The sequence below is a fragment of the Candidatus Nealsonbacteria bacterium genome (assembly GCA_026396195.1).
Taxonomy (GTDB): domain Bacteria; phylum Patescibacteriota; class Minisyncoccia; order Minisyncoccales; family JAGGXC01; genus JAPLXH01.
This window is the reverse complement of record JAPLXH010000005.1, coordinates 67,864-79,854: the sequence shown is the minus strand read 5'-3', so window position 1 is coordinate 79,854 and position 11,991 is coordinate 67,864. Positions and strand designations below refer to the sequence as shown.

Genomic DNA, 11,991 nt, shown 5'->3' with positions numbered 1-11,991 from the left:
ATCGACCTTTAAGAATCTAATTATAAACTTTATAATATCTAAAAAATTATTTTGGATAATTTTAAATTATTTTATGTTTGATAATATAATCTTTCACAATTTCAAATATTTTTTCGTGCCCTTCTGAGTTCGGATGAAGGCCATCGTATAGCAATTCAGAATAATTCATTTTTATCATTTCTTCAAAAATTTCAATAAAATAAACTTTGTTCTCTTGGCAAAAAGATCTTAGAGAATCATTAAATTTCTTAACGTATTCGTTTTTATAGAATTTATCTTCGTTCCAGGGAATCGGAGTTGTTCTTTTTTCATCAACGGGGGTTAATCCGACAAACAAAATTTTATCAGAAAATTTTCGAGCACTGTTCAATAATTCATCTAGATTTTTAATATACTCCTCAAGCGGGACTCTCTGGCTATTTTGACTAAGAACGAACTGGGAATCGTTTACTCCGATTCCAAAAATGATAATCGTTTCTTCTTTAAATTCATCTAATCTTTTTTTTGTCTCAAACTCAAATCTTTGTAATAAATCTCTGGTATTATTTCCCGAAACACCAAGATTATAAACAATATATTCAACATCAGGATTAGATAAATTTTTTTCATCTAAATAACTCCTGAGTCTCTGAACCCATCCCCCGCTTTTTTCGTCTAATATTCCATTAACGATACTGTCTCCAAAAATAAAAATTTTAGCCATATTATTTTATTATATCACTTCGACGGACTCAGCGTAAACAAAAAAACCGCTTTTTAGGCGATAAAAAAAGATGAGCCCCTTAAATAATTTAATATTTTTTGGGGCGATATTATATTGCAGCGTTAAAAGTATGCCTTGTTCTCTATTGTGCATTCGGACAATAGAGTATTGAGAAATACTAAAGGACTACTAGAATAATAGCATATCTATAAAGTTTGTCAATAGCTAACCAAAAAACCGCCTCCCTGTCCTGAGTACCCCCGAAGGATTAGCGATTTTTTCTTAGTGAAAATGTTAGATCTTATTTTTAATTATTCCTTTGCAATTTTCACTGCCGCAATTACACTTCATATTTAAACCAGGAACATTGTCTTTTGAATAATCTGTGGTTATTTCTTCACCTTTTTTAATGTCTTTAATCGCAACATCGCATTTATTAATAGGATTAGTATTGGGACTGCAAGAATGATTTACATACCTTTCCGGCGATGGAAATAATAAATATTCTCCATTTTCTTTTGAAGTATAGTGTTTTTCTTTTTCTGATAAATTATTAAACTCTTCTTCGGTTAAGTTCTTTAGATGATATTTAATAACAACTTCACCTTTTTTAAAGTTTCTATTAGCAAAAACTCCTTTCTTATGTATTTTAGATTTTTTAACGACTACATCTTCCATTTTAGTAATCCGCCGAAAAATTTATGAGTAAAAACTATTTTTTAATAGTTGGCATTTGATAAAGCGAGGTTTTGCCGGTTAAAATCTTGAAAATATTTTCAATGAAATCTCCTCCGGCATAACCAATAATTATAGCTATAGCTGGAGTGATAGTTGGCAGTCCCAAAAATTTAATGCCTAAATCCTGGGTTACCCAGGCAGCCATTAATCCCACGGCGCCGGAAATTGCCACCATAGATGAAAAATAGCCTTTCTTAAACGCAATATCTTTATAAGAACTGCGATATTTGATATACCCTACCAAACCTCGCATTATCCCGCCGACAAACCCGGCTAAAAGTATATAAATTAAACTTGGCATAATTTAAATTTTTTTTGTTTAATTATAATTTTTTCGACTTAATTTATTATACTTTGTCCGTCCGTAGCTCTCAAGTTGAATCCCAACCGCTTTGGGATGAAATCCCGATTTATCGGGAAGCGAGGGAGGACCACTTCGAAAAGCCGTTAGGTAGTGAGTTAATAATCGAACTACTCAGCGTAAACGCTTCGGCCGGCTCAGCGCAAACAAAAAACCGCCCGCTTGGCGATTAAAAAAAAGAGGAAATATGTTTTAATTTTTTTATCAAATTTTTTATAAATTAAATATATTTCCTCGTGTAGGTTTTCTACCTGCTCGTCCAGTTTTTTAATTGTTGGATAAACCTTATCTGTTGCTTGTTTTATCGCTTTTCCTTTTTCTGTTAATCGGCACATCATATTTTTATAGTGGCTTCTAGAAAGTACGTCGTTGTCATTATTTTTATATTTTACTTTTACCAAGCCTAAACGTTCAAAGTTTATTATGGAAGTAAAATATATATGAGTGCTCGATACCAAGCTCATACCATCTGCGTTTATCCTTTCCACAATTTCATAAATGGAGAGAGGTTTTTCTTCGATTTTGCTAAAACATCTTATTTGCGCTTTGTTAAAGACCACCATACTTAATTCACCTTTATAAATTATATACTAATTATATAATTTGTCAATAGTTACCAAAAAACCGCCGGAATTCATTGTAATATTAATTGACAAAAAATTGGTAAATATTATACTTTGATGCTGGAGGTGTGTAAATGCCTATAGACCAGAAAAAGTTAGATAGTTTGATTGAAGTTGTAAGAAACAAAATATTCGAAGGAACCGAGAATTACGATGAGATTATTAGCGTTCTTCCGGAATATAATAATGAATTAGCTGCTGCAAATCCCATTGCCGATTTAAATCGAAAAATAACGATCCGGCACATTGAAATGCAGAAAAAAATCTATGACAGAGTTTTTAATTCTTTCTATAAAGAACTAAGTAGGATTGCGCAAATAAAGCTCAATGACACGGAAATTGAAGAATTAATTAATCACTTTTCCACGCTTGATCTCAAAAAATTAAATCAAATGCCAGAATCTTTATGGCCGGAACCGCCGGAAATTGTCAAAAAATGGTATGTAATGGGCAAAGTGGCAATGCGGAATATTACACACATAGCAATCCAAATCGAGCAGGAAGAAAGAAATACTTTTCAATCCGATATCAATCAAATTAAAGAACAAGCGGGCGTAAAACACAAAGACGACTTCCTATATGGATAAAAAAATAATATCGCCGATGAAGATAAATTTCTGAGGCGATTTTTTATTTTACGCGTCGATTTTTAACTTCAGGTCGAAGATACTGAGCCCGTCGAAGTACTAAGTTTTAAGAAAAAATAACAATAAAGGATAAAATGACTAAATGAAGCGTTTGATCAACTCCGATTAATACAATATTCCAAAATGGCTCTAAGTCCCCTTCTTTTTTAAACCCTTTGAATTTTTCTAAAATCCAAACCTCAAAATTTCTTTTATCAAAGATAAAATGACTAATGAAAATTAATAACAACCATAAAAAATTAATTTTGTATAACGAAAATACGGGAATAAACCCCACCGTATAAACGGCACAATGGAAGAATAAAGCAAAAATATTTTTTGATTTGTTCATTGCCTCCCATTTCCATTGAAAAATCCAATCCATTACGAAATGGGTTATAAAAAACGCTTCAAAAAGAGTTAATTGATGCATATTTTTAAAATCGAGCTAAATTCCTGCCCTTAGTTATTTTTTATAATTTAATTTCACGTTCGCTTTTAAGCAGCCAATTAACCACAAAATAAATAGAAATTATAATAATTGTAAATAAAGCAATCTTATTAAAATTAGAAATTTGACTTGTAATAATCGTTGTTATTAACTGCATATATCCAATAAAAAATAAGGCAACAGAAAGAATTAAATTTCTCTTGCTGTATTCTTCTGAGCTTTTACTTGAATTGTTAAGTGCCACTATTAATCTTCTAATAAGTTCTGCGTAAGCAATATCTTTGTAACCACGTTCAGCCTTATTAACTAATTCAGAATCTGATATTTTTTTTATTTCTTCTGACATAAATTTTAGTTATTTTAAAAATTTCCTAAGGTCTTCAAAAAAAGACTTCCCCCATAAATACTTATCTTTTTCTCTCAAATTTTTACCCGACTGTTTTTTCACTTTAGGTAGAAATTCTGAAAAATACTTTTCAATTTGATTTTTTCTACCGGAAAAATCTTTTATGCCAAACTGATTTCTAACTCTTACATCATAAATTGTAAAATTTTTAGGATACAAAACCGTTAATAAAGCTGAAGCCATGGGAAGACCAAATTCCCAATCTTCTAATAAAATTCTTAATTTTTCTTTATTGCTCGATGCTTTAAAAATTTGACTAGTTAATTTTTTAATACTTTTATTTAAATTTTCTCCTTTTTTAAAAATTTTATCTTTTATTTTGCTTTTTGCTCTATTTGCTTTCCAAATAACGATACAGAAAAATTCTTCTGGCGTTAAATAGCCATGTTTTTTAAAATTATTTTTTACCTCTCCGAATAAATAATTTTCTAAATCATAATACTTTTTATAGTCCATATTTATTATTAATTTCGGTTTATTTTTCTTTATTTTTTTGCTTTTTTGTGCTATAATATATCTAATTAAAATGCTCATATTTTCTAATAAATCATTTACTGAAACCGTTTCAAAATTTGTTTTATTTTTACAAATCGTTGTTTTGGTATTGACAATAATGGTCTCCATAGATAGAATTCCAGTAGGAATTCTATCTATGGAGTAAATATTATAAGATTAAGTTGAGTATTTCAGACCCAAACACCGCTTTTTTATTTACAAAGATACTTGGGGATAAATCTTGATTGACATAATGTTTTGTGTTATATTGAAATTGGTGCTTGGAGGGCCTTGGCCCTGTCACGGCTATATCCAAGCTGTACCCAAGTACCACTAAAGAATACCGAAAAAAACGGTATTTTTTAGTTTAGTCAATTTCTGGATCGCCACCATGTAAAATTCTCTTGCTTGTCATTTTGTCAATTCCCCAAAAAGGAATAATACTCCAAAAATGTTTTTCTCCTCCCAAAACTTCTTTAATAATAACTTTTATTCTTATGTTTTCTATAACTGCGATAAATTCATAATATATTACGTCTTTCAAGACTTGTTCCCATCTGCTGTTTGTTTTTTGTGATTCAAACCTTTTTATGCGCCAGATTCCTTGTAAAGTATGAGATAATTTTAAAACTTCTGGAGCAAAACGAATAAGTTTCAGTCTTGAATATTGATCTTTTCTTGGCCTAGCTTGTCTATCCGAAATAAATTTTAAATGTTTTAATCCCTTTACATTAAAAGCGATTTTTTCTTTTAAATAAGGACAATAAATATCATTGATTGTGCCATAAAATTCTTCGGCTTCACTTTTTATTTTTTGAAAATCGTCTTCGTTTTTGAAATTAAATTTTCCCATATTAAATTTTTTAATTTCCAAACAGATTTTACTTGTTAATTATTTTTTTCAATAATTTTTATATCTTGCATATTTTTCTTTCCTTCACCATACCGCTATTTTAAAGATTTTTCAAACTAAAAACCGCCCCTTAAGCGATTTCAGATTTCTCCACTGACGCGTTTCGCTCGCTAACTCTTTTCAATATTTTTAATTAATATCTGTAAACAACTATGTAAAACAACGAAATACCTTTTCATGTCTAATTTAAAGGGCTTGCCTATAGGAACAGGCGTCTTCAGTAAATTTCTCATTTCGTTCCTAAATTTTACATTAGTTTTACTCCCTGAGTGCAGTATTAAGTTCCTAATAGAATTAAGTGCTTTAAAGCGAAGCAAGTCTTTTCTGTTCTTAAATATAATTATGCCAAAGCGCTGATTAAGGAAACTTGTCCATGTTTCGATGTCGTATGATTTTTCAATAGCAAAAGAGTCTATAAAATATTCCTTGACTTCTTTGACGGTTTTAAAGTCTTTAATATCTTCGAATTTTGCTATTTTATCTGATTGAAAGGAGTGAGTATGTCTTCTGAAAAGATCTTTTAAAAACTCAAACATGAAACACTCGAAGTTTGCAAAAAGCGCTACAAAGCCTAATTCGTGTAGTTTAGCGATTTGCTTGTCGGTAATTTCTAAAAATTTCTGAAATTTTTCATATCCAGGCTTCTCTTTTGCCTTAGTAACTTTCAAGAATTCTTTAGTTGCAATAACCTGCGTTTCAAGAGCATGTATAAGTGTACGAGTTTCCTTAAGCTCATTTTTGAAATTAACTAAAGATTTAAGATTTTTAATTTTTTCCTTAGCTTCTTTTTGCATAATTTTCCCTTACTTTACCGCTATTTTGAAAATTTTTCAAACCCCGCTTGGCGGGGTAAATAAAAAAAGCCCGTTCATTGAATATACGAACGGACAATATATTATTTTTCTTTTAAGGCTTCCAAAGAATTTCTTTTTCGTCTGTAACCCAAATCCCATATTTAATATTAGGATGCGGTTTTCTTTCTAATCTTGGCTGTTCAATTCGTTTTTCGGCAATCATTTTTCTGATTGCTTCTTCGGCTTTTTCCGGAAACTCGCTCCAGATACTTCTTTTATACAGGTCAATTGCTCCGTTCCAATCTTCTTCATCTTTGCATGCTGTTCCGCCGATAATCTTTGATACATCTTCAATTTTTACATTGCCCATGCAAATATCTGCTACGCAACGGCTAACGCTCAATCCAATCTTTTTTGTACGTCTTTTCATTTCTTCGTCTGCTTTTCTTTGTTCTTCTTGTATCAGATCATAGCCTTCCGACGTAAGAATAATATTCCCGGATCTAAAGCGAATAAGTCCTTTTTCGTGTAATTCCTGTATTGTATTTTTTATTTCTTCTTTAAGCTTTGACTGAATAAATAGAGCGAGAATTTCATCGATTAACATCCCTTTTTCTAATTGATCTGCTCTGCCCATATCAAATAATATCTTTGCTCCCATTGCGGGATTTTTAATTTTTAAACTTTCCACTTTTTCAACCTCCTTCATCTTTTTACTCCAACTCATCGATTTGTCAATAAAAAAGAGTCTGAATATTCAGACTCCTCTGGGACGGATGTTTTCTTCAAAAACCATGATTTGTGCTGCGGTGCTTTGATGCTCTTCATATCCTCGTTGCTCGGGAAACATACGATACAAATTCATATCGTGAGAAATTAATTTTTCTTCGTGGTCAGTTACAACGGTATAAGTGTAAAGATGATTTTTCATAAAATCTATTCTTAGTATTATTCCTTTTGCCCATATCATTTCTTCATTTAGTCCCCGGCGCAAAAATTCCACTTTTTCTTTAGGCGAAAACTTGGTAGCCGGCCTTCCTTGGGCTTCGTGTTTTTCAATCTCTTCTTTATTGTCGGATTGTAAACCACACACCTCGCATTCATATTTAATTTTCATGAGCTAACCCTCCTAAAAAAAGCCTATCATAAAAAATTCATTTGTCAAAAAAACCGCTTCTCTAAGTAGTTTTTCAAATAAAAAACAGGTGCAAAAAATTTATCTTTTGACCTGTTATTTTTAATATCTCGTAGCTATATGGATTTAACGGGAATTTCCTCTCCAGGAAAATCAATGCTTTTCATCTTTCCATCTTCGTGTAGTCTGTTTAAATAATCAACGCGAGTAGCTGCTTCAATTAAAGCAACTCCCAATCCCCGGAGATCTCCACCGCAAAGCCCGCAACCCGGATGCGGAAGATAAGCCACAAATCCGCTATGATACGACTGAATGCTGACCGTATGCTTTCCTTTGGTAAACTTTACCGGATCTTTTTCTACCCTTTTTGTTATTGGGTTAAGTACCATTTTTATATCCTCCTTGGGAAAGAACTATTTTCCCTCTTTTGTAAATTTATACTTTGATAGAAAAAAGTCAATAATAAAATTTTTCAAATAAAAAAGAGGCGTGTTCGCCTCAATGATTAAAAATTGTTTCCTCTTCCCCATTCTTCTTTCCATTTACGCAAATAATCAAGCTCTTTTTTATCCCAATATGCTTTTCTAAAGCTATAAACATATATACCGTTTTTCAGAGGTATAACTATTGTTGGAAAATGCCCGATTTTAATAAACATTGTCATTCATTTCGCCTTTGTTATTTTTTTAATTTACTAATCTTATTCTATCAAAAATAACTCCCCATTCATAGATTGCCCGAATAAAAAAAGCACCTAATTGTCATTTGACTTTCGGTGCGTATATTATTTTTAAATAGATATCAGGATTGTTACTACGGATATAATGATGAGCGATATTCCTGTGATAAAAAGTGCTATGGTGGTTAAAATCTTTTTTTTCTTATTCAAACGCATGTATATTCCTGCTACCGTATAAATTATTCCTAGTACTAAGACAATTCCAATCACCGGCCAAATATATGCTTGTACCATTCTTGATTTCCTCCTTATCTAATGTTTATATTTTATAATAATTTTGTCAAACAAAAACACTAATTCCTCGTTCATAGATTGCCCGAATAAAAAAAGAGGTTTAAATTTTACCTCTATTTAATAATATAACCTTTTAAATAAAATTTATGTTTTTTTACTTTAAAATAATCTACGCAATTTTTTATTCCACCTTTACTAAGATTTTGGATTATTTCTTCGTCATGTCCTTTACTGCAACAATCGCAGTCCCAATCAAAATTCCCGCAACTGTCACATAAATCTTCTTCCATTTTTTAGCCTCCTTCATCTTTTTACCCTAAACTGATTATTTGTCAAATCCCGCTGAGCGAAAAAATAAAAAAGCGGTGATAATATTTTTATGCCACCGCATTTAGAAAATTATTTCAAAAAAATTATTTATAAAGGGAACGACACAAAATAAATCCTTCAAACATATTCTTTACTTGCGTAGCCAATTCATTTACTCTGCTTCCGGCTCCTGAACAATTAAAAGAAATTATGTCGTCGTCCCTTCTATAACCTTTTCTGTCTATAAACTTTTCCATTAACCATTCGAAAATAACTTTATTTTCTTCTTTGGTCAACTTAGGAATATAACATTTAACGGTAGAGCCGTAAATAGGTATATCCCATTTGACCCATCCTTCTTCCATAATTTACCTCCTCTATCTTTTTATCTTAAACAACTTATTTGTCAATAAAAATTTACCCGCTTAAAGTTGACTAAATAATATTTTTTTTATAGTATCAAATAGTTTAGTGGAGGGTTAAAAATTGATTGAAACTTGGTTTGGCCCATTAACGATTGAAATTTGGCGGTTAATAGTGCTTTTCTTTATAGCAGGAGTAGGAATAAATATTTTTATTGGCATTATCGCTGATAAATGTGGTGCAAAAGGAGAGGAAAAAATAAAGTCTAATTTCACTGTTCTTCATGTACTTGAAGTAATAATTTTAGCTCCTCTTTTAGAAGAACTTTTTTTCAGAGGTCCAATTTTCTGGTTTTTCAAGGGGCTTTCTCTAACTAGCTTACTAATGGTGCTATTTTGGAGCGGAATTATCTTTGGAGTGCCTCATGGAATAATAATAGACAAGAACAGATGGAAGATACTTCCCAATAGAATACGTATAATTAAAACAATAATTGTAACTGCATTTTTAGGTATTCTTTTGGGGATACTAGTAATTTTGACGAATTCTCTTCTTGCCGCAATGATATTGCATGCAATGCTGAACAGTTTCGCTGTTTTCGTAAGCTTTTTAATAATCTATACAAAAAAATCTTAAACTGGTTTCAAAACCAGTTTTTTATTTCCTAAAAAATTCAAATCCTTCGACGGACTCAGGACGAGCCTTTCGGCAAGCTCACTTCCGCCCAATCCCCTATTTTCTAAAATAAAAAAACCTGCAAAACTTTAAAAAAAGCTAAGCAGGTGGACATTTTTTAATTTTCTTGGGTATTCTCCTTGTGAATGCAAATCTTGTCGTACTTTTCCCGGCATATAATACTACCCTGTTCTATGTTTTTAGGTAGATGTTCGTTCCACACCCTAATGTAGATAACTTTCTCTGTAAAATCTATGTCTTCTGGTTTTTTATGCACAGGCCCTAAATTAAAAAGAGTGTATGATTTTAATCTTGCCATTGCAAGCACTGTATATGGCTTCCACAATTCTAGAGATTCAAACTCAAATGGTTTATTTTCGTATTCTTTTCGGGCGAATTCTTTTGCTGATTTTCTTGCAAAATAAAATCCTATCCCAGCGATCAAAAGAATAAGACCTCTTTCTGCCATATCCATTATTATAACTGTTAGATCGTTTGTTTCTGGTCTTTTCGGCATAAGCATTATTATGACAGCTGATATCAAAGCCACTCCAATTAAATATTTTATTAACGAACTATTTGATGGACTCATTTCCAAATACCTCCTTCCATAGCTTATAACAACTCACCAATTTGTCAAACCAAAAGCCGCTTTATTAAAAAGCGGCTAATTCTTTAGTAAAAAAGAAGCTCACAAAGTGAGCTAATTTATTTGAATCCATCCTTGAAACAGTAGTTGAAGAACCAATCATTAAAGCTCATCATTGAATCATTATAATCTGTTTCTTTCTTCCATTTTTCAAATACCTTGGGTTGTTCTGTTTTTAATTTATTAAGACATTCAGAAACAGATTCTTCATCTGAATATGTATATTTATATTTCTCATAGAACTCTACGACTTGCTGGAGTTTGTCTAAGTTGATAACGGTTATTGTCTTAGATGTATGACCAATTTCACATACTGAACATAAATTACCTTCTGCGTTTAATGGGAATAATGTACCACAGTAATCACATATATGATAGGTTTTTATATCATCTTTTATGAGTTGCATTTTCCACCTCCTCTAGTACCGAGTTACTAATATTTTCCATTCATTTCCTCTCGGGCTTTTAATCTTAGTAGAAAATTCTTTTACACCATCATCTTCACATGATTCTATGAACATTTCAGCTATTCCAACAAATTCTTCTTTTTTCATTTTTACCACTCGTCCTTTTCGTTCCCTTATTCAATTGTAAGGAACTAAACTTATCTTAATAATATTATCTTTACTGTCAAACCAAAAAATCGCTCTTTAGGCGATTTTGGGATGGGAAATTTCTGAAATAAAAAAGCTCGAAAACTATTAAAGTTTTGAGCATATTATAAATTTATTTATTTCTTGCTTTTTTCTTTTTGCCATTTTTCAGTCATCTGTTTTTGCCAGATTTTATCAGTTGCAAGGTCTTTTATGTCTTCATTCACATTTAAAAAGCATAATTTACCATTTAAATGATCTTCTTCGTGTTGAATAATTCTGGCCACAAAACCATTAAAAGTCGCTTCCTGTCTGGCTCCTTTTCTAGTTATAAAGTTTACCTTTATTGATTTGTAACGAGAAACCTGGCCTCTAATCCCTGGGATACTCAAACAACCTTCCCATCCTTTTTCTTTTTCTTCTGAAAGAACAGTAATTTCTGGATTTATTATCGCAATGGGACCAAATTCGGGCGCGTCCGGGTATCTTGGATTTGGATATGACCAAACAATGATAATCCTTAAGGACTGAAAAACTTGGGGAGCAGCTAATCCCACTCCATTATCGTGTTTCAGCGTAGCGATCATATCATCGATCAATTCCTGAATTTCAAGATCATTCACGTCTTTCACTGGCTTTGCTTTTCGGAACAATACTTCTTCTCCTAACTCAGCTATTTTTAATAATTTAACCATAATTTACCTCCTTTATTATTTTTACTCTGAATAACCGGTTTGTCAACCGCCGCTTAGCGGAGTAAATAAAAAAGAGTCTCAATTTAGACTCTTTAACGGGTAAGTGTGTTGAAAAAAATTTCATCATCTTCTGCTAGTCTTTCCATTGTCTTTATAACCTTTTCTCCTAACTGAGTATGATCCGGGATTTTTGTCTCATTGAATCTGTGGTAGACAAGTATTTGAACAAAATCCTGGACTTCAAATACACCATCTTTGCGTTGAGATATCACCACGAGACCTCTTTCGTCTGCAATTACTATGTTAGGTCCTTCAAAATAGGGATTACTCAGAGAAAGTCCATCATTTGGCTTCCTATTCGTTCCCGAACCGGAACCAATCAAAAGAGATTCTTGAAATACTGGCTCTAAGGCTTTTCTTACTTTTTCAAGTTGCGCACTTTTCAATTGCATTTTCTCCAACTTCTAAACCTCCTTTTAATTTTACCAG

22 protein-coding genes are annotated in these 11,991 nt (G+C 31.8%); 2 read left to right on the top strand and 20 right to left on the bottom strand.

All coding sequences use genetic code 11. From position 1 onward, the window contains the following. Positions 1 to 61: 61 nt before the first annotated feature. From NTU58_01525 to NTU58_01510, 4 genes are all read right to left on the bottom strand, one after another. Complete coding sequence (locus NTU58_01525; protein ID MCX6764366.1) at positions 62 to 703, bottom strand: GDSL-type esterase/lipase family protein; 642 nt, start codon at positions 701 to 703, stop codon at positions 62 to 64. Positions 704 to 997: 294 nt separating this feature from the next. Further along, positions 998 to 1,381: an SET domain-containing protein-lysine N-methyltransferase gene (locus tag NTU58_01520; GenBank protein MCX6764365.1), complete on the bottom strand. Its 384-nt coding sequence runs from the start codon at positions 1,379 to 1,381 to the stop codon at positions 998 to 1,000. A 34-nt stretch (positions 1,382 to 1,415) separates the two neighbouring features. Beyond that, on the bottom strand, positions 1,416 to 1,742 hold the full coding sequence (locus NTU58_01515) for a hypothetical protein (GenBank protein MCX6764364.1): 327 nt from the start codon (positions 1,740 to 1,742) through the stop codon (positions 1,416 to 1,418). 197 nt (positions 1,743 to 1,939) lie between these two features. After that, on the bottom strand, positions 1,940 to 2,365 hold the full coding sequence (locus NTU58_01510; protein ID MCX6764363.1) for a hypothetical protein: 426 nt from the start codon (positions 2,363 to 2,365) through the stop codon (positions 1,940 to 1,942). Positions 2,366 to 2,499: 134 nt separating this feature from the next. Here NTU58_01510 and NTU58_01505 point away from each other — a divergent pair, with 134 nt between their 5' ends. Continuing rightward, positions 2,500 to 3,012: a hypothetical protein gene (locus NTU58_01505; protein MCX6764362.1), complete on the top strand. Its 513-nt coding sequence runs from the start codon at positions 2,500 to 2,502 to the stop codon at positions 3,010 to 3,012. Between the two features lie 106 nt (positions 3,013 to 3,118). Here the strand turns inward: NTU58_01505 and NTU58_01500 are convergent, their stop codons facing one another. From NTU58_01500 to NTU58_01450, 11 genes are all read right to left on the bottom strand, one after another. Then, positions 3,119 to 3,484 carry a DUF3307 domain-containing protein gene (locus NTU58_01500; protein ID MCX6764361.1) on the bottom strand — a complete coding sequence of 122 codons (366 nt, stop codon included), beginning with the start codon at positions 3,482 to 3,484 and terminating at the stop codon, positions 3,119 to 3,121. 40 nt (positions 3,485 to 3,524) lie between these two features. Further along, entirely contained in the window at positions 3,525 to 3,848 is a 324-nt protein-coding gene (locus NTU58_01495) for a hypothetical protein (GenBank protein MCX6764360.1), read from the bottom strand. Positions 3,849 to 3,857: 9 nt separating this feature from the next. Next, positions 3,858 to 4,532 (bottom strand): hypothetical protein, encoded by a 675-nt coding sequence (locus NTU58_01490; GenBank protein MCX6764359.1) that lies wholly within the window; start codon positions 4,530 to 4,532, stop codon positions 3,858 to 3,860. 238 nt (positions 4,533 to 4,770) lie between these two features. Then, positions 4,771 to 5,256: a hypothetical protein gene (locus NTU58_01485; protein MCX6764358.1), complete on the bottom strand. Its 486-nt coding sequence runs from the start codon at positions 5,254 to 5,256 to the stop codon at positions 4,771 to 4,773. 170 nt (positions 5,257 to 5,426) lie between these two features. Next, positions 5,427 to 6,110 (bottom strand): hypothetical protein, encoded by a 684-nt coding sequence (locus NTU58_01480; protein MCX6764357.1) that lies wholly within the window; start codon positions 6,108 to 6,110, stop codon positions 5,427 to 5,429. A gap of 112 nt (positions 6,111 to 6,222) precedes the next feature. Next, complete coding sequence (locus NTU58_01475) at positions 6,223 to 6,819, bottom strand: hypothetical protein (protein MCX6764356.1); 597 nt, start codon at positions 6,817 to 6,819, stop codon at positions 6,223 to 6,225. 48 nt (positions 6,820 to 6,867) lie between these two features. Then, positions 6,868 to 7,227 carry a hypothetical protein gene (locus NTU58_01470; protein ID MCX6764355.1) on the bottom strand — a complete coding sequence of 120 codons (360 nt, stop codon included), beginning with the start codon at positions 7,225 to 7,227 and terminating at the stop codon, positions 6,868 to 6,870. 134 nt (positions 7,228 to 7,361) lie between these two features. Next, positions 7,362 to 7,634: a hypothetical protein gene (locus NTU58_01465; GenBank protein MCX6764354.1), complete on the bottom strand. Its 273-nt coding sequence runs from the start codon at positions 7,632 to 7,634 to the stop codon at positions 7,362 to 7,364. Positions 7,635 to 7,750: 116 nt separating this feature from the next. Further along, complete coding sequence (locus NTU58_01460; protein ID MCX6764353.1) at positions 7,751 to 7,909, bottom strand: hypothetical protein; 159 nt, start codon at positions 7,907 to 7,909, stop codon at positions 7,751 to 7,753. A 422-nt stretch (positions 7,910 to 8,331) separates the two neighbouring features. Then, positions 8,332 to 8,508 (bottom strand): hypothetical protein, encoded by a 177-nt coding sequence (locus NTU58_01455; GenBank protein ID MCX6764352.1) that lies wholly within the window; start codon positions 8,506 to 8,508, stop codon positions 8,332 to 8,334. A gap of 123 nt (positions 8,509 to 8,631) precedes the next feature. Then, positions 8,632 to 8,892, bottom strand: coding sequence for a hypothetical protein (locus tag NTU58_01450; GenBank protein ID MCX6764351.1), 261 nt, complete (start codon positions 8,890 to 8,892; stop codon positions 8,632 to 8,634). 121 nt (positions 8,893 to 9,013) lie between these two features. On the opposite strand from NTU58_01450, the gene NTU58_01445 reads away from it, so the two are divergent. Then, a complete protein-coding gene (locus NTU58_01445; GenBank protein MCX6764350.1) occupies positions 9,014 to 9,526 on the top strand; it encodes a CPBP family intramembrane metalloprotease in 513 nt (170 codons plus the stop codon). A 157-nt stretch (positions 9,527 to 9,683) separates the two neighbouring features. Here the strand turns inward: NTU58_01445 and NTU58_01440 are convergent, their stop codons facing one another. The 5 genes from NTU58_01440 to NTU58_01420 all read right to left on the bottom strand — a co-directional run bounded on the left by NTU58_01440 (position 9,684) and on the right by NTU58_01420 (position 11,963). Further along, the gene (locus tag NTU58_01440; GenBank protein MCX6764349.1) at positions 9,684 to 10,157 is read right to left on the bottom strand and encodes a hypothetical protein; all 474 of its coding nucleotides are present in this window, start codon (positions 10,155 to 10,157) and stop codon (positions 9,684 to 9,686) included. Positions 10,158 to 10,273: 116 nt separating this feature from the next. Continuing rightward, positions 10,274 to 10,621, bottom strand: coding sequence for a hypothetical protein (locus tag NTU58_01435; GenBank protein MCX6764348.1), 348 nt, complete (start codon positions 10,619 to 10,621; stop codon positions 10,274 to 10,276). A 12-nt stretch (positions 10,622 to 10,633) separates the two neighbouring features. After that, positions 10,634 to 10,768, bottom strand: coding sequence for a hypothetical protein (locus tag NTU58_01430; GenBank protein ID MCX6764347.1), 135 nt, complete (start codon positions 10,766 to 10,768; stop codon positions 10,634 to 10,636). Positions 10,769 to 10,944: 176 nt separating this feature from the next. Further along, positions 10,945 to 11,502 carry a peptide deformylase gene (gene def / locus NTU58_01425; GenBank protein ID MCX6764346.1) on the bottom strand — a complete coding sequence of 186 codons (558 nt, stop codon included), beginning with the start codon at positions 11,500 to 11,502 and terminating at the stop codon, positions 10,945 to 10,947. 92 nt (positions 11,503 to 11,594) lie between these two features. Further along, entirely contained in the window at positions 11,595 to 11,963 is a 369-nt protein-coding gene (locus NTU58_01420) for a hypothetical protein (protein MCX6764345.1), read from the bottom strand. Positions 11,964 to 11,991: the final 28 nt, after the last annotated feature.

Bases quoted from the DNA above. Each gene is read 5' to 3' on its own strand.
- def (MCX6764346.1), bottom strand. From the start codon at position 11,502: ATGGTTAAATTATTAAAAATAGCTGAGTTAGGAGAAGAAGTATTGTTC.
- NTU58_01520 (MCX6764365.1), bottom strand. From the start codon at position 1,381: ATGGAAGATGTAGTCGTTAAAAAATCTAAAATACATAAGAAAGGAGTT.
- NTU58_01440 (MCX6764349.1), bottom strand. From the start codon at position 10,157: ATGAGTCCATCAAATAGTTCGTTAATAAAATATTTAATTGGAGTGGCT.
- NTU58_01500 (MCX6764361.1), bottom strand. From the start codon at position 3,484: ATGCATCAATTAACTCTTTTTGAAGCGTTTTTTATAACCCATTTCGTA.
- NTU58_01485 (MCX6764358.1), bottom strand. From the start codon at position 5,256: ATGGGAAAATTTAATTTCAAAAACGAAGACGATTTTCAAAAAATAAAA.
- NTU58_01465 (MCX6764354.1), bottom strand. From the start codon at position 7,634: ATGGTACTTAACCCAATAACAAAAAGGGTAGAAAAAGATCCGGTAAAG.
- NTU58_01455 (MCX6764352.1), bottom strand. From the start codon at position 8,508: ATGGAAGAAGATTTATGTGACAGTTGCGGGAATTTTGATTGGGACTGC.
- NTU58_01505 (MCX6764362.1), top strand. From the start codon at position 2,500: ATGCCTATAGACCAGAAAAAGTTAGATAGTTTGATTGAAGTTGTAAGA.
- NTU58_01480 (MCX6764357.1), bottom strand. From the start codon at position 6,110: ATGCAAAAAGAAGCTAAGGAAAAAATTAAAAATCTTAAATCTTTAGTT.
- NTU58_01495 (MCX6764360.1), bottom strand. From the start codon at position 3,848: ATGTCAGAAGAAATAAAAAAAATATCAGATTCTGAATTAGTTAATAAG.
- NTU58_01510 (MCX6764363.1), bottom strand. From the start codon at position 2,365: ATGGTGGTCTTTAACAAAGCGCAAATAAGATGTTTTAGCAAAATCGAA.
- NTU58_01460 (MCX6764353.1), bottom strand. From the start codon at position 7,909: ATGACAATGTTTATTAAAATCGGGCATTTTCCAACAATAGTTATACCT.
- NTU58_01475 (MCX6764356.1), bottom strand. From the start codon at position 6,819: ATGAAGGAGGTTGAAAAAGTGGAAAGTTTAAAAATTAAAAATCCCGCA.
- NTU58_01515 (MCX6764364.1), bottom strand. From the start codon at position 1,742: ATGCCAAGTTTAATTTATATACTTTTAGCCGGGTTTGTCGGCGGGATA.
- NTU58_01435 (MCX6764348.1), bottom strand. From the start codon at position 10,621: ATGCAACTCATAAAAGATGATATAAAAACCTATCATATATGTGATTAC.
- NTU58_01525 (MCX6764366.1), bottom strand. From the start codon at position 703: ATGGCTAAAATTTTTATTTTTGGAGACAGTATCGTTAATGGAATATTA.
- NTU58_01490 (MCX6764359.1), bottom strand. From the start codon at position 4,532: ATGGAGACCATTATTGTCAATACCAAAACAACGATTTGTAAAAATAAA.
- NTU58_01450 (MCX6764351.1), bottom strand. From the start codon at position 8,892: ATGGAAGAAGGATGGGTCAAATGGGATATACCTATTTACGGCTCTACC.
- NTU58_01430 (MCX6764347.1), bottom strand. From the start codon at position 10,768: ATGAAAAAAGAAGAATTTGTTGGAATAGCTGAAATGTTCATAGAATCA.
- NTU58_01470 (MCX6764355.1), bottom strand. From the start codon at position 7,227: ATGAAAATTAAATATGAATGCGAGGTGTGTGGTTTACAATCCGACAAT.